Source organism: Paenibacillus sp. BIC5C1 (assembly GCF_032399705.1).
Classification (GTDB): Bacteria; Bacillota; Bacilli; order Paenibacillales; family Paenibacillaceae; genus Paenibacillus; species Paenibacillus taichungensis_A.
In genome coordinates this window covers 6518120-6541195 of record NZ_CP135922.1, presented here as the reverse complement: position 1 = coordinate 6541195, position 23076 = coordinate 6518120, and the positions used below count along the sequence as shown (strand labels likewise).

Here is a 23076-nt window from a genome sequence, read left to right as displayed (position 1 = left end):
AAGAATCTCAGACATCTTATTTTGCCGACCTCACCAATACTGTAGCCGTTCTGCTTGTATTTCCGGGTAATAAGGTGGCTCGAGTTCGTTAGAAATTCCAAACGGTTCTAATTGTCGGAATAGGGTGTACTGGATTCGTTGAAATTAGTGATAAAGTGGTAGTCACCATTCTCAGGGAAGCTCCTATAGTTGCTCTCAAAGCTATCCTTAAGCTCACTTGGTCGCTATAAGTCACACTGATCTTGGGATTTTGTGCTACAAGTTGAGGGTGTAACGCCCGATCCCCTTTTGTTTTGCTTGACTAACGTGTAAACTACAGGGTATGGAGAAGAAGAGCAACGGACCGATTGCTTTTTAAAAAATTCATTTCATAATCATGATTGATATACGGAAAACTAGTCTTGATTGAAGCCAAGTGAAAGCAATTATGAAATGGACTTATCTAAATGAATATACAGAGGTGTAACGATTGGCAAACTTTGAACAACTGGGCATTCGCCCGGAATGGTGCGAGATCCTGAAACATCAGGGTATCGCCGTGCCGACTCCGGTACAGGAGCGTTCGATTCCGGTACTGCTGGGTGGGCGCGATATTATTGCTGAGGCACAGACGGGTACAGGGAAAACGCTGGCTTTTCTGCTGCCGATTATTCAGAAAATTAACGTATCCGACCGCTCGCCGCAAGCACTGATTATTGCTCCTACGCGGGAGTTGGCGCTGCAAATTACGGAAGAAGCGAAGAAGCTGACTGCAAACGACGATAAGCTGCATGTTCTCGCGGTATACGGCGGACAAGATGTGGACAAGCAGCTCCGCAAATTGCAAAACGGTACACAGATCGTGATTGGTACGCCGGGGCGTCTCCTGGACCATCTGCGTCGTGGCACGTTGAAGCTGGATAATGTGAAAAAACTGGTGCTGGATGAAGCCGATCAAATGCTGCACATGGGCTTCCTGGATGATGTGGAGACCATCCTTCGTGAACTGCCACACAAACGTCAGACGATGCTGTTCTCGGCAACGATGCCGAAAGGCATTCGCATCTTGGCGAAGAATTACATGAAAGATCCGGAGGATGTGAAGGTATCCTCCAAGTCTGTGATTCCGATCAATCAGATTCGCCAGCAGGTGCTGGAGTGCACGGATCGTGGCAAGCTTGAGGCACTTCGCGGCATGATTGATACGTATCGCCCTTACCTGGCGATTGTTTTTTGCCGGACCAAGCGCCGTGCATCCAAGCTGAACGAAGATCTGCGTGAAGCAGGTTATGCGAGCGATGAACTTCATGGAGACCTGTCCCAATCCAAGCGTGAGAATGTAATGAAAGCATTCCGCGACGCGAAATTGCAAATCCTTGTTGCTACGGATGTTGCTGCACGCGGACTGGATGTTGAAGGCGTAACGCATGTATTCAACTACGATATGCCGCATGATGCGGAAAGCTATATCCACCGGATCGGCCGTACGGGTCGTGCTGGCGGCACGGGCCTTGCCGTGACATTTGCGACACAGCACGACAGACCTGAGCTCGCTCGTATTGAGGAAGGCACCAATCAGAAGCTTTCCCGTATCCAGTGGACAAGTGAAGGTCCGGTAGCATCAACTGGAGCCAATAGACGTTCCATCAACAGTCAGGGTGATGAAGAACGTTCTGGCGGACGCTCCGCTGGGACAGGCAGTGCCCGTCGCGGCGCAGGACGTACCGGCCGCAGTGAAGGCGGACGTGGCGGTCGTGGTGGTTCCCGTGGCGGTGAAGTTGGACGCAGCGGTGGACGCAGCGGTGGTCGTAGTGGCGGCCGCAGTGGCGACGAGCGCAGCTCAGGCCGTGGTTCCGCGCGCAGCAGCGACAGCAGTCGCGGTGCAGGTCGCAGCGGCGATGAGCGCAGTAGCGGCTGGGGCGGCCGTAGCGCCGACAAGCGCAGCTCCGGGCGCAGCAGTGAAGGTTCACGCCGACCGGACTCCGCAGGACGTGGGCCGGCCAAGAGCGACCGCCGCGATTCTCGTCGCGGGCGGTAAAAACGATAGAACCTATGGCGAGTAATCTGGAAGAACGCTATACATTTTCCAAATATCAAAACACCTCATCCTAGACCTAAGGATGGGGTGTTTTTTCGTGGAAACTTATATGATAAAACTATACAATGTCACGCGTAATTCCAGTACGTATGCAGGGGTAAACAGATTTTGGTTCGTCTATATAACAGGGATTGAGTTTGCACTAATTTACATTTCGAGTCCATTTACAACAGCTCTACACACGAACATCTGCGTACGAATCCCGATATTTCTCGTTATAGACCCGACCAACCGACTCCGCCAGCCCACCGCGTGCCTTACCAGGATACAGCTCCAGAGTTTGATAGAGCCGCATAAACCGATCTTTGGGCATAAAGCGCGCGTAGCGGGTAATAAGACTTGGGAACAACTCAATATATTTACTTTTGCGTACAGCGGCGGCGGCTACAGCCGTCAGAATCTGAATCCCGTTGTGCAGCTGCAAAATATTTACTTCGTACGTTGCGATATACCTAATCGCATCTTCACGGACCAGTTCGGGCTTCAGCCGTGCGATTTCACCGATATATTCAGCGAGCAGCCGCTCGAAGCTATGCAGCAGCAAAGGTTTGAGCTGCAGGTCCATATCACTGCGCAGCACAAAGGATTGCAGCAGCGCAACCTGCTGCAGACGAATCCGGTCATTATAGACGAGCGAACCGATCTCCCGGAGCATTTCATAGGCTAACGCTTCATCCTGCTTGCGTGCTTCTGCGACAAGAGCCCAATTCCGGTTAATGCCTTGGCGAATCGCTTCCTCATCCTGACGCAGCATGCGTTTGAGTTCACGCTGTTGTTCGACTTGGAAGGACCGCTTTTGCATGAAGATCAATCCAGCCAGAAACAGGAGGGAGATACTGGCTGCTGCCATCGTTTGGTCTATGGTTTCACCAAAATAGGTGGCCGCTGCACCAAGGATTACCGTGATAAATAGGTCGCGTGCGATTCGCCGTTTGACGCGAGAAGAGGCGCGTTCATCCACTTTGGCAAGAGTGCCGCGTCCACAGGCAGTACAGTGGTCCTCCCACAGGCAGGTGTACTGGCCACACCGCTTGCAAACACGCAACTTTTGAAACGCATGCGTTGTTCTTATAAAAGGTCTGATGGATACAACTTGTTTAGTGCTCATGCTCAATCACGCTCGCCATTCAGAATAGTGTAGAGGGTTCGATCGGCATCTTCCCGGGAAACGGGTTTGCGCCGATGAAGCAGGAACGCAATCACCTTTATAATGACAAAAAGAAACAATATGGCGAGGCATCCGTATGTAACCATAATCCGTTCCTTTCTATGGCTTGATCATTTTGCTTTTATTATAAGATGAACTATTGTTTGCAGACCCGAGTCACTTCGATGGCAGAATAACCTTCCGATCGCTGTTACCCCAGATTTCCTTGATTCCCTTTTGCTAAAGGGAGAAATCCGGTGATAAGCGTATGCTTCCGATGCAGCTTTCTTACAGAAAGCTTTTAGGCGATCGCTTCGCTTCTTCAGGTTCTTTCTGCCCTCTCCGTTAGAGTGTGATTCTTAAATTCATCTTATAAACGATAATCTGATCAAGCGTCGTTATATTGCAGTTTGCTGGCAATAACTATATCATATTTCCATAGTTGGAACTTTCATGCCAGTTAATGACGTGAATTCGTCGATTTTTGTCAGTCATTACAAAACTGTAACTCAAGATAGGGGTGCTTTTCAGAATTTATTAGTAGACTGTTAAGATTTCCTTAAGGCTTGACGCCTATAATAAACTATTCCCATTTTAATCTCAAACGTGAAGGAGTACACCCAATGCTGCGGACAAGCAAAATACGCTGGCTCAGCGGAACTCTGGTTCTGCTGGCATTTCTAACGCTGCTGTTACCTCAGGCGTTGCTGCCACATGCTGCAGCGGCTCAGGCACAGACAAGCGGAATCGATGCGGTACTTGTAGCCGATGTAAGTAATTCAATGAATACAAGTGACCGTGACAAGATCAGCAATGAAGCCATGAAAATGTTTATTGATATGCTGCCGGTCCAGGGGGACAAGGTAGGGATTGTCGCTTACACCGATCAGGTGGAGCGGGAGAAGGCATTGCTGGAGATTCAGTCCGATGCGGACAAGAGCAGCCTGAAAGATTTTATTGATCAGCTCGGCCGAGGGCCATATACCGATATCTCTGTTGGGGTGGCCGAAGCGGTGAATGTGCTCAACCATGGGGCTGACAGGTCTCACTCACCAATGATCGTGCTGCTGGCTGACGGCAACAACGATTTTAACAAAACGAAAGGTCGCACCCAGTCTCAATCGGATGCGGATCTGGCAAAAGCCGTCAAAGAAGCACAGGATCAGGGGATTCCCGTGTATACGATTGGACTGAACGCAGACGGAAAACTGAACAAGGACGCACTTGCAGATCTGGCTCAGCAGACCGGAGGCAAGTCCTTTATCACAGATACACCGGATGATCTGCCACAGATTCTGAGTGAGATTTTCGCCGATCATGCCAAACTGAATGTCGTGAAGCTGCCCTCCATTACTGGAAACGGCAGTTATCAGGAAGTTACCGTGAACGTACCGAACGACAGTGTACTTGAAGCCAACATCTCGATTATGTCTTCAAAACAAGTTCAAATTGAATTAACCGATCCTTCAGGCAAGGCCGTAGATCTGAACTCTGACGCAGCCAAGCTTTCGACTTCGAAGAGTTATTCCTTGGTGAAGCTGCTCAAACCTCAGGAAGGCGACTGGAAACTTCGGGTAAAAGGGGCTCCGAAAGACAGCATCGATATCAACCTGTTATTCAACTATGATCTCCAGCTCGTCGTGGACCCAATTAAGACCAAGTCCTATACGAAGGGCGACAAAGTGGATCTGAGTGCCAAGCTGGAGAATGGAGGCCAGCCTCTGCAGGATAATGATCTGTATGCCGATATGAAGGCGACATTGGTCGTAAACGATCAGGATACAGGTAAAAGCACGGAGCAACCGCTCGAAAACACGGGCTCCGGGTTCGCCGGAACGTTTGAAGTGCCGGACAAACATAACTACGAGCTTGTAATCCGTGCAGAAGAAGACAGCTTCTACCGGGAAAGTGCTCCGATTACGATCAATGCGGGCGGAGCAGCCGGTAGCGGGACTCAGCCAACGACTCCTGCGGGCGAGCAGGATAAGCCGTTTCCATGGATGCCTGTTATTTTGGGCGTGATCGCCTTGATCATAGTAGCCGTGGGTGGTTGGTTCCTGTTAGGCTGGCTGAAACGCAAAAACCGTGGGTTTGTCGGACAGATGGTTGTCGAAATTCGTGATGAGAATACCGGCGACAAGTCGTACCCGCAATATAAAAAGCTGGCATCGTTCCGGGGTAGATTCCATCTGCACCAGCTGTTACAGCTGGACCCTGAATTGAAGGAAACCGAGAGATATGTATTTACACCCAGCAATGGGGATCGAATTATAATCCGCAACACTGCAGGCGGAACGCTGGAGAAATCCGGCCGTGCCGTTGATGCAAGCTCAGGCGTTGAACTGAAGAACGGTGACCGACTGAGCATCCCGCTGCAACAGGCGGACAAAACGATTTTGATCGAGTACTTGGTCTAAAAATGATTGCCAATAGAAGTTGGTACTAACCGTTTACACGAGAACGTAGAGGACAGAAATAACCTGAAGAAGCGTAGCGTGCGCCTGAAAGCTTTCTGAAAGAAAGCTGCTACGGAAGCATACGCTATCCCCGGATTTTCACCTTTGTAAAATAAATCAAAAAATAAGGGGATAACAGCGATCGGAAGGTTGTTCTGTCATCGGAGTGGCAAGTGTAATTATGTTGTAGTTCCGACTGCGTTAATCCAAGGGAGGACATGGAATGAAACCGATTGTTAGAGAACATATTCAGCAACTGGATGTATCACTTGGCGGAGGTATTGTCAGTGAGAAAATCAGAGTCGATACGATTGATAATCCGATTCTGATTATCGGTCTTGGAGGAACAGGTATTGATGCACTGTTGCGTCTTAAATACCAGATTAACCGACGTTTCAAGCTGCCACAGGACCCGGTATCCAAGAAAAAAATGGACAAACCGTCCAACGTGGAGTTTCTTGCTTTTGAAACGAACGAACAGGATCGCGCCAAAAAGTATAAAGGCATCGGACTTGATCCCATTAATGAATTCGTACTGCTGTCCAACGCCGAGATTGGTGGACTGCTTCAGAACCGCAGCGTATTGGAGCCGTATATTACGGACTGGCTGTCTCCGGAGCTGAGCATCACCGACGGCATGAATGGCGCCGCAGGGGTGCGTCAGGCTGGACGTCTGCTGTTGTTCACCAAGATTAATCAGGTCGTGCAGGCGATCGACAAAAAGATCAAAACATTATCAGTAGGCACCAACAAGAAACTGATGGTGTTCCTGCTGACCGGTCTTTCCGGCGGTACGGGCAGTGGTTGCTTCCTCGATATTTCTTATATTGTGCGCGGGATTATCGAACGTGATCACGGCTCTGCCGGGATTGACCGCGTGAACACGCTGGGATATCTGTTCACTCCAGACGTGAACCTGTCCAACAAAAGCTTGAGTGAGCACACTCGTGAATATATCCGTAAGAATGGATACGCTGCGCTCAAGGAACTGGATTACTGGATGAACGTGGACAGTCGGGGGGAGCGCTTCTCCCAGAAATACGGCAATATTCTGACCGTTAATTCACCGCTGCCGCCGTTCAACCTGTGTCATCTCATTTCTGCAACCAACACGGAAGGCAAACTGCTGGAGAATGCTTATGATTACTGCATGAACGTCACCGCCGAGAACATCACCAACTTTATGGCGAGTGAGGAAAAGCAATCCGGCGAGGAGTTTGCCATCCACGATTATATTAGCAACATTCGCACGAATATTGCACAGATGAACAAAGCCTATCCGGCCAACTATGATTACAACATTATCGGTGCATCATCAGCGGTACTGCCGATTGAAGAAATGACGACGTATCTGGCTTACCGCATGTTCGACAAAATGAGCACCATGTTCTCCAAAGCGCCGAACCAGGAGGACACCGAGAAGTTTGCCCGCAAGCTCGGCATTGATCTCGAAAGTGTGGTTAAGTCCTTCGAAGCCCGTGTGCCGGAGCCGCTGCCAGGTTACCAGAACAGTGAGCGTTTATCCTATGGCAATGTAGTGAAATCGCAGGTCGTGAACATGGACACCGAACTGGAGCAGAACTTCCTGGCTCGTGCCCGTGAGGAATATATCAAGGCGAAGAAGCAACTGCCGGGAGAAATTGCGGGTCAGTTCACCGAACAGATCCGGCGTATGTTTTTGCATCCTGAACAGGGTCCGTTCTATGTCTCCCGTCTGATCTACACGGAAAAAGGCTTCTGTGTACTGAAGATGATTCAGTCTTACATTGAAACCCTGCGTGAGAATGCCTTCCGCATTCCGCGTGACATTGAGGCTGCTCAGGAGCAGTCCGAAGAGAAACTGGGCGATGCGAAGAGTGCGTTCGTCTCCAAAGAGAAGAAGAAGAATGCTTATATTGAAGCAAAAATTCATGAATACTGGCTGCATGCCGATGTGGAACGCAATGATCAGATGATCGAGTTCTACGAAGATCTGTATGAATTGCTGAACCAGGAGAACAGCCGCATTTATAACGTATTTACCGAAACGCTGAACGCACTCAGCTCGATCTTCTCCAAAAACGGGGATATCCTGACACGCGGTGAAGAACAGTCGGATCACAAAGGCAACAAAACGTATTACTGGAACGTTGTAAGTGTGCCGGATATCGTCAGTGTGGTGGATGGACTGCTGGACAAACGCGATACGGATGACCTGATCCGCGACTTCTCGCGTGAATTGTTGGAGAACTCGAGCCAGTGGGTGAAAGAAAACGAGATCGATATTGTCAGCTCCATCTCTGATTTCCTGACCGAGAAATTCGGCGATCTGATTACCCGCTCGATGGAGGACTTCCTGGTGATCAAATATGGACAGGATGAGTCGGTCGAGAAATTCGTGGAACGCTTCATTGCAGGCAAACTGGATGATGAGGCAGTTCCGGTGTTCAATCTGAGCAACAGCACAGGCAGTCTGCATTTCCCATCCTGGGGATTCGTATCGGTGCCTGCACAGGCGCCGGGCATTCTGAGAGGGATTCGCAACTATCAGAACAATGCGGTGGGCAAATCTCATTTTACCGTCAAGGAAAGTGAAGTGCGCAACCGGATCTTTTGGCTGAACACTCGCAACGGGGTGCCACTGTTTGTGTACACACCGCTCAAAGTATATGAGGAAAGTTATGAACGAACTATTTTGGACAAAGAAGGCATCGGACGCCATCTGGTGCAAACCGAGAAGAATAACTGGACCTATCTGCCGTCGCCAATTCCAGAAAAGTCATGGGGAGATGTGTACGAGAACGCCCGGGTGAAGCAGTACAATGCCCGTGTACGTACCGAATTTGAGCAGGCGCTTGGATACCATATTGTGACAGCCAAATCCATTGATGAGAATACAAGCAACCGCTATGCAATTGTGACAACGGAACCGTTTGACCTGTCTGCGAAGCTGGGTGCCTACGACATGCGCCTAACGTCCACTACGCCGAATCTGGGTGAAGTGAAACGGGCAGTCATGGAATTGAAACGCCTGCAAACCGAAGGATTGCCACGGGTGTCGGTGAAGGACATTTTCGGAAGTATTAATGAAGATATGGCCAAAGAAAACCTGGTGCGTTCCCCGCAGCTGATCGCGCGGGTACGAGAAGAACTGGCGAAGATGAACGCCATTTCGGCCAAAGTCACCGAGCTGGAAGGCATTCTCGCCCAGCATCAGGACGAGGAGCAGTGGTATGACCGCTTCATCGAAGCACTATACACGGACACCATCGTGAAGAAGGGTGCGCTGTACGTCTATGACCGTGATCCGGAAGAAGACGCATGGGAGCCGTTTGCGAATCTGATGAAGAGCCGCAACTTTGCCGAATATGAAGTGTTTGGCAACTTCCGTGGACTGGCAGAGAAGGATCGCAGCACGTTGCTGCGCAAAGCTTCCCGCCGTGATAATGACCTGACCGCTTCCGAAGATATCACGCCACTGCTTACGAAGCTGGATGATCTGGCTGCATTGTTCATGGAATCCCGTGATCGTCTGGAATACGAGCGAGTGGAACTGGCAAACGGGGAAGACATCTACCAGTTCTACAGAACGATGTCATCGAAACTGAATGACATTCGCAGAAGGCTGAAGTAAGATGGCGGCCGGGATGGAGTTCAGCTCAAACAATGCTCTGAAGCGCAATCTGGAGAAGTATGCAGCACAGTATGCAACAGAGCAGGAGAGTCAAGGCAGCCTGGGTGATGGTCGCAGCAGCATCCATTACCCCGCGTTGTTCCTGTTCGTGGGTGACCAGGTCGCTCCGGCAGTGTCTGCTGTCCAGGAAATCAACCGGCTGAAGTGGGATAACGGAGAAGGCGTAGTCTATGTACAGATTGGAACGGAAAATCAGGAAGATGCCCGTCATCGTGACCATGATGCCGTGCAAACGAAGCATGACCATTACATCGATGGTGCTCATTCAGGATATGCAGGTGTTAACGGCTTGAGTGATGCAAGGAATGGTAGCACTTCTGATGATGGTCAGGTGACCCGTCACGTGCTTCCCTTGTCCACCATACAGACGGATCGACCTTCCAAAACGCTTCGCAAGGACGTGCATCGCAGTTTCCACGATTCAGATCAGGCACTCTTTGGTCTGAATCGTACCTTGCGGCGGGTGAGTAATCGTATTGCCGAATACGGACGCCTGTATTCATCGTTCGATCGAATCTACGTGACCGTTGTGACCAGGGCGGATGATCCATTGAATGTATTGTTGCCGGAGCTGACCAAGCTGACCGAAACGATACTGGCTCAATCCTTCAAGTCGGTACAGACCGATTTGCATGTGCTGGTCAGCGAGATGGAGCAGGTCGATTCCTTTGGTTATGCAAGCGCGGCGGGACTCGCTTTTCTGCGGGAACTGGATTACATGCAGGGGTTGGACTACACGTTCAGTGGCAATCTGCTGGTTACAGAGGACGGTATCTCCATTCCGGTTACGCATCCTGCTTCTCCATTATTCGATCTCGTATATATTTTGTCAGACAAGAATGAGCGGGGGACTGGCGTACCCGGTGGGTGGATGGAAAATGCCGAGATCATCTGCCGAATCTGTCTGCTCAAGAACCGGAAGCAGGATGCCGACAGCTCTGGTTCCGTCTCAAGCACAGGGGCCAACACGTATAACAATACGTCGTTCAAAAATAACATTCGTACGACCTCGGATCAGCATGGGTATGCCAGTGCAGGTTTTGCCGAGATTAGACGGCCGAACAAACCCATTGCACTCGCGGTGTTGTATCATCTGTATCGTTATTTGCTTGAACGGATGCGGCAGGAACCCGAATGGAGCATCAAGGACAAGCTCGCCTTTTTGGGACTGGACGGGGCTTCGGTAGAACGTAAAGTGGAAGGAATTCTTCCCGATGAGGATCTGGTGAGCGGCATGAGCGGCATTATGACGCATAACGTCAGCTTCTCCGATCTGAAGCCGCTCTCGCTGCGTGAAGCGGAGAGAGCACTGTTCGGGCAGGGGGCAGAGGCGTACTTCCGTGATAACGTGGTCCGTCTTGCCGAGGAACGAGTACGTCAGCGCAGCACGGAAGACTCCCTTCGTCGTAAAGCTGAGCGATCGCGCAAGGAGCATCCTGAGGTTGGCTATTTTCAGTGGGCTGCCTGGAGTGACAGCGGGTTCGGCAGCGTGCGTGAGGCTTTGCTTGGACTGATTCGTGATAAATCGGTGCAGCTTGAATCCGCACGTGCCTTGCTTGAGCAGCGTCAGCAGGAGCGGGTAGAGGATCAGTCGTTTAAACGGGCGTTGTTCCGTGACAAACAGAACGTGCGCAACCTGATCGATTGTTTGCTGGAACGTGTGTATGTGCCCAAAGTTGAATTGCTGCGCCAGGAGAATGAATTGCAGCTGCTTCGTGTTTACGACACAGAGCTGGAACAACTGCATACGTTCAGCCGGAATGTAACGGAAACCCTGGCAGCGTTGGAACGTGTTTTGCGCGAGACAGCGGTAGAGAGCATAGCAGCTGCAGATGAATATATCGGTCAGAACGTAATGGAGTACTATGGCAAAGTGACGGAAACGCTGATTGCAGATTTGGAGGCAAAGCGTGGACGGGATGTCTGGTTTGAGGACCGCTATATGGGGGATATGAACCGTCTTGCCACAGAAGGAAACGAACGGCTCCTGCAACGCCTAATGGAGGTATGCCATGTTATGCTGCTTACAGCAGAACCGCTCCGGGTACCTTTCGAAGAAGAATTGCTATTACGGGCGAATGTTACAATTACCTATGGCGACAAAAATGTACTGACTCGTGATGATTTGTTCCGCCGATTGTATCGTACACTGGAAGAACAGGCTGTCGTTCGGGTAAGGGTATTCGACTATACGCAGGAGCATCGTTATGAAGAAAAATATTTCTTTGGTGATCACCATAGTGCCTTCATGGACTATGCGGCGCATGCAGAAGAAACGTCACGGATCTATAAGCTGGGTGTGGTGTACGAAGAACGAAGCAGTGGTGTGGAGAAGCTGAATCTGATGGGGGGCTTCCATCTGGAAGACCTGATGGTGTATCGCAATGGTCGGGTGTATTACGATTCGTATACGGAGAATGGTTATGAGCTCCATCCCTCCGATCTGGCCGAGAAGCTGTCACCCATGCGTTAAAACATAAGGCTGTATCTTATATGGACGGAAGGGAGGTACAGATCGATCCATCTGTTTCCGTCCAGTACATTAAGCGTTCATTTTTCATCAACCCATCTTGTATTAATTCAGCCGTTCATCGGCTGGTTTGGAAAGGATGCATGCAAACATGCAGCGAAAAATCAATCTTCTCCTGGTCCTGTTCAGCCTGATTGGCGGAGCTGTGGGCTTTGCGGCTGGAGAAATCATGCTGCGTCAGTGGCTCGGGGAAATGCCCCGTCTATTGCTGATGGGATTATACTTTGGCGTGTTGGCGCTTAGCGTGGGATTATTCTGTTTACTGGCAGAGATGATCTCGCCAAAGCTGAACGGAGCTTCCTGGAAGCTGCGATATCTGGGACTTTCCTGGAAACTGCTGGTTCCGGCAACGCTGGCGCTGTTGTTTGTCGTCGGACTTGCCCTGCAATTGCTCTATCAGATTAATCCGGGCGGTGTGAAGCAAGTCAAGGATATCGTGCTGATGATCGATAACTCGGGCAGCATGAGTGAGACAGATCCGGATAACGGTCGCTTTGAAGCGGCCAAAACACTGATTAGCCAAATGGAAAGCGATAAACAGGTGGCAGTGATTACCTTTGATGATCAACCCGAGCTGCTACAGCCGTTCACCCCGTTGGACAGCGAAGCTGCCAAAAATGAGGTGTACAGCAAAATTGACGGCATCGTTACGACCTCGGGCGGAACTAATTTCGATGCAGTGCTGTGGGAAGCGATGGAGCAGATTAAGGGCAAACAGGACCCGAAACGCGGAACGGTAGCGATCCTGTTATCCGATGGATTCAGTGATGCAGACACATCCGGCATTTTGTCTGAGTATGCGAATGAACAGATTGCCGTCAATACGGTAGGTTTGAGTCTGGTAGACCCTTCCGGAACCGACTTGCTGCGTCATATCGCACAGCAGACAGGCGGTATGTACTATGATGTGCCAGATTCCGGGGGACTTAATCTGGCATTCCAGCAAATTTACGATACGATTGATGAACGAACGCTGGTGACCGAGCGTACAGGCATGATGGAGCACAGTACGTATCTGGCTATTTTCCGAGTGGCTGCTTTACTGTTGATTGGTGTCGCACTGGGAGTGTCGCTCGGACTTGTATTTGATAATCGTCATCTCGCACTCAGTTTCGGAATTGGTGGTGCCGTATCTGGTTTATTGGCAGGACTTCTGCTCGAATGGGGTCTGGACGGATCATCGGTTGGTGATACATTTGTAAGATTCGGAGCGATGCTCATATTATCTGGTGTGTTAACCCTGTTCAGCTGGATCATTCCGATCAAGGAGAATACACCGCGGAAGACGCGTGGACGCCGCGATGCTGGTGGAGGAACCAATTCGGTGGAAGGATTCGGTCAGCGGGCAAGAGATTCGCGCAGCAAAGGATTTTGACGTCTGGAGGTAGGCGATAGATGCGTTTTACGGATGCAGACCCTTCAGCGCCCCTGATTCGCAGACTGACACTTGCAGTGGATGAGAGCCAGTGTACACTTCGCTGGCTCTGGCCAGAGAGCGTGGAAGCTGTATATGTTGAACGGCTGGAGCTCGATATGATGGGTGATGATCGTACCGGGGAACAGACTGCACAGGGCAAGCTGAAGTTATATACGAAAGAAGAATATAAGGCGAGCAATGGATATACGGATCGAATCACGGGTTTTGGTGCCATTCGGTACACGGTGTATGTGTGTCAAATGCAGGAAGACGGGCCGGTTCTGGTGCGTCAGCATGATGGAGACAACACGGTAGTTGCCAGTGCAGGCAAGGCGGATATTCGCTTTTCGATCCGATACAAGAGCGGTTTTTTTCAGAAGCGAAAAAGTGTATTGATGACCGTCACAACGGAAGCACCTGTTCCGAAGGAGGCGCTCTGTTATGTTCGCAAGCAAGGCGGGGTTCCGTTGAATAAGGAAGATGGCACGGTGTACCCTTTTGTGAGTGATTTTGCTCCAGGGAGAAATGAGATGCCACCCGTCGAGGTCGCAAAGGACGATTACGTGAGGCTGTTCTTCACGGACGGACCAAAGTATGGAGCCGCCTATAGGCTTATATCAGACTAGATGGTTGGGCTTTTTGTCTAACTGATCAGGGGAGGGGAGTGGCTATGAGCTTTTTTAGTCGGTTTTTGAAGAGACAGCAGCCGGAAGAGCGGCCGTTGTTTTACGATATCGTATGTCCGTATTGTTTCAGCAAGTTTTCACCAGAGGAGGTTGTATTCCGGGCTACACATCATCGCGATGACGATGAGGACTACGCACTTGGGGAAGATGCGAAGCTGAATCGATATCGCGAACGGTTTGGACTGGATACGGTGTTTGATATGGAGGCCGTGCTGGCTCCGCATGATGTACCTGAGGAACATCGCATCTATTCGGATAACATTGTGATGGGACTGAACGATCGTTACGGTGTCGTTACACGGCGTCGGCTGTGTCCACAGTGTCATAACGAGCTGCCTGTCACAGCAGGCAAGGCACCAAGCAATATCATTTCCATTATTGGAGCATCCCAGGTGGGTAAATCCGTCTACATGACTTCATTGATTCATACATTGCAGCATTACACAGCCGATCACTTTGATGCGGCCTGCATGCCGCTGAATGCGGAGATTAGCCGCCGGTTCCGTGCCGATTATGAAGAACCGCTATTCGAGCGGGGTGATTTGCTGGATTCAACGCAGAAGGAGAAACTGCAGGAGCCGTTTATTTTCCAATTTGTATTCAAGGATGAAGATAAAGCTCCGCTGACACTGGTGTTCTTTGATGTCGCTGGTGAAGGTATGGTGGAGCAGGATTATCTGGGACTTCACGGGCAGCATATCAAGAACTCGGCAGGCATTCTGTTCATGGTGGACCCGCTTCAGATTCGTTCCATTCGGGACAAAATCCGCATCAACCTTGGCAACGAGCCGGGCGAGTGGACGCCAAGATACGATGAGCCGCGTGATGTGGTGTTAACGATGTTCGGTGACTTTATTGCATACCAGGACAAAGCCAAGACGAATATTCCGACAGCCGTTGTACTCACCAAAAGCGACATGCTGCATTCCCTCAAGGACGAAGAGGGCGATTATATCAAATCCAACAGCAATGTGTTCCGCAACATGGTGCACCGCGACTGGTTTGACCTGACCGAATTCGAAAATATCGACGGGGAGATCCGACGTTTTATCGAGAAGGTGGACCGTCCGTTTAAAGGCACGATGGATGTGTACTTTAAGGATACGGCTTACTTTGCGGTGTCTGCGCTGGGAAGTAATCCGGTGGATATGAAGCTGCAAGGTGTGGTCAGCCCAATCCGTGTCGATGAGCCATTCCTCTGGCTGCTGTACAAGCTGAAGTACATTGAGGGGAGAGTGGGATGATGCGTTCTTCCATAACCCCGCCAATTGAACAACAGCTGTATACTCGAGAGCGGCGCGGGGTGTTTCGCACAACGGAGGGGTTCGATACGGTTGCCGCATCGCCGGGACTGGACCCTTCTTTTATCAAAAAAGTGCTTCATCCCTACTGCGTTTATGACGCTCCAGCGGAGCTCACGGGGCGGAGTGAGAAGGATGAGACGAAGTTCCCCCCATCAATTCACTTGCTGCATCTGGAGAGCGGGGAGACGATTCTTGGGCAAAATGTGTACCAATCGGCCGATTTCACCGGGCTGCGCAGCGCCTTTTTCGCTCATAACTATGTCTTGTCTCCTGAACGCTCGGAAGAGCAGATGAAGCAAGGCGGCTGGCTGGATGCTGTGTTCGCCACGTCCTATGACATCGAACAAGGTACAGTGCTGCCATCGCTTCATGAGTTGCCACGAGCAGTTGGTGTTGGACAAAGCTCTCCAAGCCAGATTCTTAGTGCTCTGAAAATGGACGAGGTAGTATTCAAGCGTCTGCTCTACGCCGTCATGCAAGCTGTAGCCACACGTCGGAAGGTATATATTGCGCTGGACGTTTCAGCTGAGGAAGTTACAGCCGGAGCCAAAGGACTGCTGCGTTTGTTATATACGGCGCTGCCTTATGCGTTCCGGCGGCAGCTCGGCTTTATGACGTTTGCGAAGGAGCCGCAGGCGAAGAAAGGCATCCACCTTCAGTTTGTGGAGCGGGGCACGCTGCGTCCGAAAGATCGGAATACGGAGAAGGATTTCACCTTTGATCTGGTATCGGGCAGAGTTACCCATGCAGATGCATCTGTGGCGAAGCTTCCTTATGCGGAGTTCGCCTGGTCCTTGCTGCATGAACCTGCGGCAGCCGATTCATTTTATGCTTTTGCGGATGAGATGCTGTCAGGAATGGAACCTGGACGGGAGCTCTCCATTGAAGCATACGGGGAACTTTCTATGTTCTATCGCCTGGAGCAGGGGATGGAAGAGTTGTACCTTGATAACAAAAGCGATGTCCTGAGTGGATTGCTCACCTACTTGAAACCGGAAGGCGGAGCGCAACAACGTTCTCGCTTGAACGAGTTGTTCCTGACGTTGCTCAGTCGTGAGCTGGACAGTGTCAAACGGGAGAATGTACCTGAAGAATCGGTTGCAGCACGCATCGGGGAGTATTTCCGGGTCGCTGCGCCAGTCGTACAGTCCCGAATCGTGGATTATTTCATCTATGGCGTTAATAACGCCCGTTCGCAGAAACGTATGCGTGCTGTGCAGGAACTGTATGGCTTGCTGGATCGGGACAGCCTGTTAAGCGGTGCTTTCTTCGACAAAGTGCTGGCGAACGAATCACTGACCAAGCTGTTGTTCGAGCCCTATCTGGATAATCAGTTGAAACGCACAGAATCAGCTGCCGACGTTGTGGAAGTGATCCAGAGATGGATTACATCTCACCCGTCTGCCATCCACAATAGTTTCTTGCTGGAACGGACAGGAACGGAGCTGCGTGAACGTTTGTGTTCTGCACCCAACCCTGTTCAGTCTGCCAATGAGGCACTTAAGCGGGTCAGTGTATTGGATCGTTTACCAGTTCCAGGCTCCCTAGACACGGGGATTACCGCCCGAATTGGGCAGTCTGGAGCTTCAGTTCGCACTAACCGGAAAGGTGGACCTGGGTCCGCTGTCCAACCACCAGCGTATCAGGAGGATTTAACCCGGCTCGCAGATAAGCTGGCTTACGTTATTAACTTGTTTATGATCCAGGATCTCGATCTGGAGCGGGTTAACCGTGAACAACTGTTAAGCATTGATATTTTGTTGCACGGAAACGAGGTTCGGGACTGGGCTGCTCGCCAGGGCTCAGATGTATCTGCGCGTACAAACATGATGCTGGCAGCGAGAGCATGGCTTAGCGGTGAGGGGCGTGACGAAGAGGAACTGGAATCCCTCTCTTTGGCCGAACGTAATGAGCTCCAGCGCTGGTCGCGTCGCTGGCTTGCTGGAGAGCTTCGCGATCGCCCAGATACGGCTGCATTTGAAGCACTGCCGCTGGCTTTCTATCGCGGTGGCAGTAGCAGCAACAGGCTCGATTATCCAGGTCTTATTGAATTTATCTACAGTAGTTCAGGACGTACAGAAGTGTTATATCAATTCATGGAGTGGTCGGGGAATCAACGCTTGTTTATTCGCGGTTCCAATGCACATAAGGGATACTCGGATGCAATCGTGGCCTATTTCAAGGCTCATGACCGCGAAGCTTTTAAGTCAAAGTCAGCTTTCAAACCTTATTATGCCAGAGCAAGCAAGACGATGAAGCCGGCCTACGACCGCGCCAAAACAGAGTTGGCTTCCCCGCTGGTGCGCATGCTGACAGGTAAAAGGAAGAACCTTTTTCTAGGATCGGTCATTGTCATCCTGATCCTAGGTATAGCTGGAGGCACGTATGCCTTGATAGGGGATAAGGCGGAGACACCTGCCGCCTCACCTCCACCGACTCAGGAGCCGGCTGTTCCCGCTGAACCTGAGGTGGAGCTCGCTGAAGAGATCGCCTATCTCGTTCCGGCGTCCGAAGCGGACGATGGTACACAGACGCCTGCCCAGTTGGTGATCCGTTACAGAAACGAAACGGACAGCAACGCTTTGCAAACGAATACTCTCCAATGGAACTTGAAAGATGGTACTACACAGCAGCTCCATACTGAGGGAGAATGGGAAAGTTTCAACCGAAATGAAGAGCCGGATGGTGAAGGTGCGGTTGGAAACAGTTCAGAAGGCACGCCAGAAGGAAGCTCTGCAGGTTCTTCTACCGATAATGCGGACGATACTTCGCAGAGCGGAGGAGCCGAGCAAGGGGCAGGTTCAGCCTCATCGGAGGGAAACACTTCAGATCCGGCAGCAGGGAGCACAGCGACGGATGCAGGCAAGGGTACAACCTCTGACACTACGGATGAAGGCACAGCACAGGGAGATGCAGACGGTACTTCTTCAGATTCGCCTCAGTCTACAGGAGCAGATTCATCTTCTGTGGAGAACCTGACGGTTGCCGAAGCAGACCGTCTCTATCCTTATGGGCACCAAGTGGAGCTTCCGGCCGATTTTGATCTAAAGGATATCGTGAGTGTTCAGAGTGGAACGACCGTGATTAACCTTGTCACGGAGCCGAAGCTCTAAGCCGAATTAATTAAATATGTTATAAATGTGAATACAGCCTCCTCGAAGAATTTCGAAGGGGCTGTATTTTTGTTTTGCACAAGTGATGGGGAGTGACATTTACGAAATGAATCAATAAAGGTCTATTTTTCACAATTCAGACACATTATTAAGATGCTGGGCAAGTGCGGCCAACGCCGAGCGATGAAATGCACGTACACGATGAGAAAAGCTCTCACATAAAGTGCGGACAATCTGACCGATTTCTAGTAAAACACTTCAAAAATAGTTCCCAACCATCAAGGAATTTGGTATTTGGTGTTGACAAATGATAATGATTATCAGTATCTTTAGAGTATAAGATCTTGTTGCGCCGGAAATACGCTGAATTAAAATTTCGTTTTCGTTGTCATAGCCGGAATACATAACCGGGATAAATGAGAGAGGGATGATCGCATGTTTCGTCTGGAGACGTCCAAGCTGGATATCGCTTATGAGGAAAGACTGATTGTTGAAGATCTGAATATTCAAATTCCCCAAGGAAAAATCACAGCACTTGTTGGAGCCAATGGTTCAGGGAAGTCTACCATCCTGAAAACAATGGCACGGATCATGAATCCAAAAGCAGGTAGTGTATTGCTCGACGGGAAGTCCATCCATAAGCAGTCCACGCGTGAAGTAGCCAAGCAGCTTGCGATTTTGCCACAAAATCCAACAGCCCCTGAAGGACTTACCGTAACCGAACTGGTGTCCTACGGACGGTTCCCTTATCAAAAAGGTTTTGGTTCGATGCGTGCTGAAGACAAACGCATGATTGAATGGGCTATCGAAGTGACAGGCATGACGGAGTTCCACGATCGTCCAATCGATCAACTGTCTGGTGGACAGCGTCAACGTGCCTGGATTGCCATGGCTCTTGCACAAGAGACAGACATTCTGTTCCTGGACGAGCCAACAACGTTCCTGGATATGGCTCACCAGCTTGAAGTACTGCAATTGCTGGAACAATTGAATGCCACAGCAAACCGTACAATCGTTATGGTAGTGCATGACCTGAACCATGCTTCCCGTTATGCGCATCACATGATTGGTATTAAAAAAGGTAAAGCCATCGCTACAGGTTCACCTGTAGAGGTTATGAACTCCGATGTGCTTCGCGAAGTATTTAACATCGAAGCTGATATCGTGATTGATCCACGTTCCGGTGTACCGCTCTGCTTGCCTTACGCCCTTGCGGGTGAACGTCAGCAATCTGCACCTCCAGAACAAATGGTCATGAACAGTGCAATGGTTCATGCTGGGGGACTGACAGAGCAACGCGTTCGTCACGCGACAGGAAGTTAATGAAACGGGCCATATGTGGTCCTAAACTATAGAATGAAGCCGCTGTGCGTTATGCACGCGGCTCATTCGCATTCTAGGAGGTCTACAGGAATGGGAGAAATCAACTACACCTGGTTACAGCAATATGGACGAATAACCACCGCTGCGTTCGATGAACCGATCTTTAGCATGCCTTTGTCAGCATTAAGACATCCGGAGCAAGCCAAGCTTATGCTGGAAACTTATAATGAGCATCTTCGGGCCGATTCTATTCGCTCAGCGGCTGTTTATTTCATGCATTCGGTTCGTGGCCTGATGATGGGGGTTCACTACATGACGGCATTATGTGACACCTATCTGGATCTGTCTTTGGAGAACATAAATATGCAGCTGGAGGTAAAGGATGGCCGTCCGGCGATTGGATTTCAACTGAACAATGCAACCGAGCAATCACATCCGAATCTGATGGGCGGATCACAAGTCGTTCCATCCTCCTGGTGTAATGATGTATTAACAGCATATTACGGTGACCAGCTGCGTCCAATGATTGAAGGCGTGGCTGTTGCTGGTGGAGCAAACCCAGGTCAGATGTGGGCACAACTCGCATCCATGCTGAGATGGTTCAAAACGACAGCGTTACAGATGAATATCACGGAGACGGAACGTGAAGCGGTTATACAAGGGTATGAGCATGTAATCGCGATGTCTCCAGAGATTCTGGGGTTGAAAAGGAATCTGCTAACCTTCAAACCGGTGGAAATTGATAATCCGCATCAACCTGGAGAAACCATGCTGATGAAGCCAGTCTGCTGCTTGCACCATCAGGTGTATGGCGGTCAGAACTATTGTTACAGTTGTCCCAAACTGACCAAGGCAGAGCGGCAAGAGCGTTATGATGCTATTGTGGCGGCGAAGTCAGGCTAAAAGGGAAGGGAATATGTCCATGTCGATGGACGAAGTTTTTCGATATGAACTTGAGCAGGGTTTAATCACAGATTTGGTAATTGACCGCCTCAGGTCTATAATATAGAGACAGGCTGTGTGCCGCATGGTCATTAGGTACAGTACATACAACAGCCCAACCTACATCATACTCATGGGAGGAATCAGTCATGTCCGTATATTCGTATCAGGCGGTAACGACCGCAAATCAGGAAGTACCACTCGATCTGTATCAAGGCAAAGTATTGGTGATCGCCAATACGGCCAGCAAGTGTGGACTGACTCCACAATACGGTGAATTGCAGAAGCTCTATGATCGCTATCGTGATCAAGGCTTGGTTGTACTGGGTTTCCCTTGTAACCAGTTTGGCGGCCAGGAGCCGGGTACAAGTGAGGAAGCAGAATCCTTCTGCCAAATCAACTATGGCGTTAATTTCCCCGTGTTTGCCAAGGTCGACGTTAATGGTGAAGATGCACATCCATTGTTCAAGTATCTGCGTGAGCAGCAACCTGGTGTTGGCGAAGACAATAGCATCCAATGGAATTTCACCAAGTTCCTCGTGAATCGTGAAGGTGAAGTTGTAGGACGTGTTGAACCAAAAGAATCCCCTGAAGCCATGACTGCAGAGATTGAAAAGCTGCTTGGCGTATAAAATGAACGAAGAAGCCTGCCTCCAGATTGGAGGACAGGCTTTTTTTGACACAATTTTTAGTGCGAAATATCCTCTCCATATACGAGTCTCCTCGGGAGTTACTACACTTATTTTGAGCATAAACCAGCCATAAGCAGGGAAAACTGAAGTCAATGAAGATGAGTCGATGACTCGCCTGATCGTAAAGAAAACCACATCCGACAAATTTATTTTGATTAACCTATTGCAATGTGAAAAATATCACATTATAATGAATGTACAAAGTGAAATAAATCACATAAGCATTGTTCGCTTAGAAGTGAAAAATTTCACAACCACAATGACGTTATATTCAATTTTTTTATTATATACTCCAAGGGGGAACCTTATCATGAAAATCGCAGTTATCGGATGTACACACGCAGGAACCGCAGCCATCGTTAACACCGCCAAATTGTACCCGGATGCTACCATTACAGTGTATGAGCGCAATGACAACATCTCTTTCTTATCATGTGGCATTGCGCTTTATGTAGGTGGCGTCGTGAAAGATCCAGACGGACTGTTCTATTCTTCGCCAAACCAACTGGCCGAGCTCGGTGTCGTTACCAAAATGCTTCATGAAGTGACGTCAGTAGATGCTGCGGGTCACAAACTTCAGGCTAAAAACTTGAAAACTGGGGAAGAATTCGAAGATACCTTCGACAAGCTGATCGTGACCACGGGTTCATGGCCTGTCGTACCGAAACTGGAAGGCATCGAGATGGATAACATTTTACTTTGCAAAAACTACAACCATTCCAACACGATTATTGAGAAAGCCAAACATGCCAAACGCATTACCGTGGTAGGAGCAGGATATATCGGTATCGAGCTGGTAGAGGCTTTCCAAATGAACGGCAAGGAAGTTACGCTGATCGATAGTGTGGACCGGATTTTGAACAAATATCTCGACCCCGAGTTCACGGATGCCATTGAAGAGACGTTGACTGGACACGGCATCAAGCTGGCACTGGGCCAAACTGTACAGAAATTTACCGGTGAGAATGGCAAAGTGAACAAGGTCATTACATCCAAAGGAGAGTTCGATACAGACCTCGTTATTCTGTGCATTGGTTTCCGTCCAAATACCGAGCTGCTCAAAGGCCAAGTGGATATGCTGCCGAACGGCGCAATCATCGTGGATAAATATATGCAAACCAGCCAAAAAGACGTCTTCGCTGCTGGAGACAGCTGTGCAATTCATTACAACCCAACCGGCAAGGCTGCGTACATTCCACTGGCCACCAACGCCGTGCGGATGGGTACACTCGTAGCGCGGAACCTGGTTCGTCCTACGACACCGTACATGGGTACACAAGGCACATCAGGTATTAAAATTTATGAGCAAAATATAGCAGGTACAGGCCTGACGGAAACATCTGCTGCGGATGAGGGCCTGGTGGTTGAGGCTGTAACGCTTGAAGATGCTTACCGTCCAGAGTTCATGCCAACGGCAGAGAAGCTGCTGCTTAAAGTAATCTATGAACAGGCTACGCGCCGCATCGTTGGTGCGCAGGTCATGTCACAGGCTGATCTGACACAGTCGATCAATACGATCTCTGTCTGCATCCAGAACAACATGACGGTAGATGAGCTGGCCTTCATCGACTTCTTCTTCCAGCCACACTACAACAAACCGTGGAACTTCCTGAACTCGGCTGGTCTTCAGGCGTTGCCTTCAGTAGAATTAAAAACACCAGCGATGGTATAAACGTAACGAAAGATCTGAGAACTGCCGCATTCATTATGCGGTAG

The 23076-nt window shown here is 49.9% G+C and carries 13 protein-coding genes; 12 read left to right on the top strand and 1 reads right to left on the bottom strand.

The window, feature by feature from the left end:
- Positions 1-469 precede the first annotated feature (469 nt).
- Positions 470-2017, top strand: coding sequence for a DEAD/DEAH box helicase (locus tag RS891_RS29305; protein WP_315793872.1), 1548 nt, complete (start codon positions 470-472; stop codon positions 2015-2017).
- Between the two features lie 235 nt (positions 2018-2252).
- On the opposite strand, the gene RS891_RS29300 is transcribed toward RS891_RS29305, so the two are convergent.
- On the bottom strand, positions 2253-3185 hold the full coding sequence (locus tag RS891_RS29300; RefSeq protein WP_146752123.1) for a hypothetical protein: 933 nt from the start codon (positions 3183-3185) through the stop codon (positions 2253-2255).
- Positions 3186-3847: 662 nt separating this feature from the next.
- On the opposite strand from RS891_RS29300, the gene RS891_RS29295 reads away from it, so the two are divergent.
- The 11 genes from RS891_RS29295 to RS891_RS29245 all read left to right on the top strand — a co-directional run bounded on the left by RS891_RS29295 (position 3848) and on the right by RS891_RS29245 (position 23032).
- Complete coding sequence (locus RS891_RS29295) at positions 3848-5641, top strand: vWA domain-containing protein (RefSeq protein ID WP_315793871.1); 1794 nt, start codon at positions 3848-3850, stop codon at positions 5639-5641.
- A 262-nt stretch (positions 5642-5903) separates the two neighbouring features.
- Positions 5904-9293: a tubulin-like doman-containing protein gene (locus RS891_RS29290; protein WP_315793870.1), complete on the top strand. Its 3390-nt coding sequence runs from the start codon at positions 5904-5906 to the stop codon at positions 9291-9293.
- A 1-nt stretch (position 9294) separates the two neighbouring features.
- A complete protein-coding gene (locus RS891_RS29285) occupies positions 9295-11826 on the top strand; it encodes a transcription initiation factor TFIID (protein WP_315793869.1) in 2532 nt (843 codons plus the stop codon).
- A gap of 148 nt (positions 11827-11974) precedes the next feature.
- Complete coding sequence (locus RS891_RS29280) at positions 11975-13258, top strand: vWA domain-containing protein (RefSeq protein WP_315793868.1); 1284 nt, start codon at positions 11975-11977, stop codon at positions 13256-13258.
- Between the two features lie 20 nt (positions 13259-13278).
- Positions 13279-13926, top strand: coding sequence for a beta-mannanase (locus RS891_RS29275; protein WP_113052968.1), 648 nt, complete (start codon positions 13279-13281; stop codon positions 13924-13926).
- Between the two features lie 44 nt (positions 13927-13970).
- Positions 13971-15230, top strand: coding sequence for a TRAFAC clade GTPase domain-containing protein (locus tag RS891_RS29270; RefSeq protein WP_315793867.1), 1260 nt, complete (start codon positions 13971-13973; stop codon positions 15228-15230).
- Positions 15227-18403: a GAP1-N2 domain-containing protein gene (locus RS891_RS29265; protein WP_315793866.1), complete on the top strand. Its 3177-nt coding sequence runs from the start codon at positions 15227-15229 to the stop codon at positions 18401-18403. Before RS891_RS29270 ends, RS891_RS29265 begins: the two co-directional genes overlap by 4 nt.
- A 435-nt stretch (positions 18404-18838) precedes the next feature.
- Positions 18839-19726 carry an ABC transporter ATP-binding protein gene (locus tag RS891_RS29260; protein WP_113052966.1) on the top strand — a complete coding sequence of 296 codons (888 nt, stop codon included), beginning with the start codon at positions 18839-18841 and terminating at the stop codon, positions 19724-19726.
- A 90-nt stretch (positions 19727-19816) separates the two neighbouring features.
- Positions 19817-20629, top strand: a complete 813-nt coding sequence (locus RS891_RS29255) for a ferric iron reductase (RefSeq protein ID WP_315793865.1) — start codon at positions 19817-19819, stop codon at positions 20627-20629.
- 188 nt (positions 20630-20817) lie between these two features.
- The gene (locus RS891_RS29250) at positions 20818-21300 is read left to right on the top strand and encodes a glutathione peroxidase (RefSeq protein ID WP_076287522.1); all 483 of its coding nucleotides are present in this window, start codon (positions 20818-20820) and stop codon (positions 21298-21300) included.
- A gap of 370 nt (positions 21301-21670) precedes the next feature.
- A complete protein-coding gene (locus RS891_RS29245) occupies positions 21671-23032 on the top strand; it encodes an FAD-dependent oxidoreductase (RefSeq protein WP_113052964.1) in 1362 nt (453 codons plus the stop codon).
- The last annotated feature ends 44 nt before the right edge of the window (positions 23033-23076 follow it).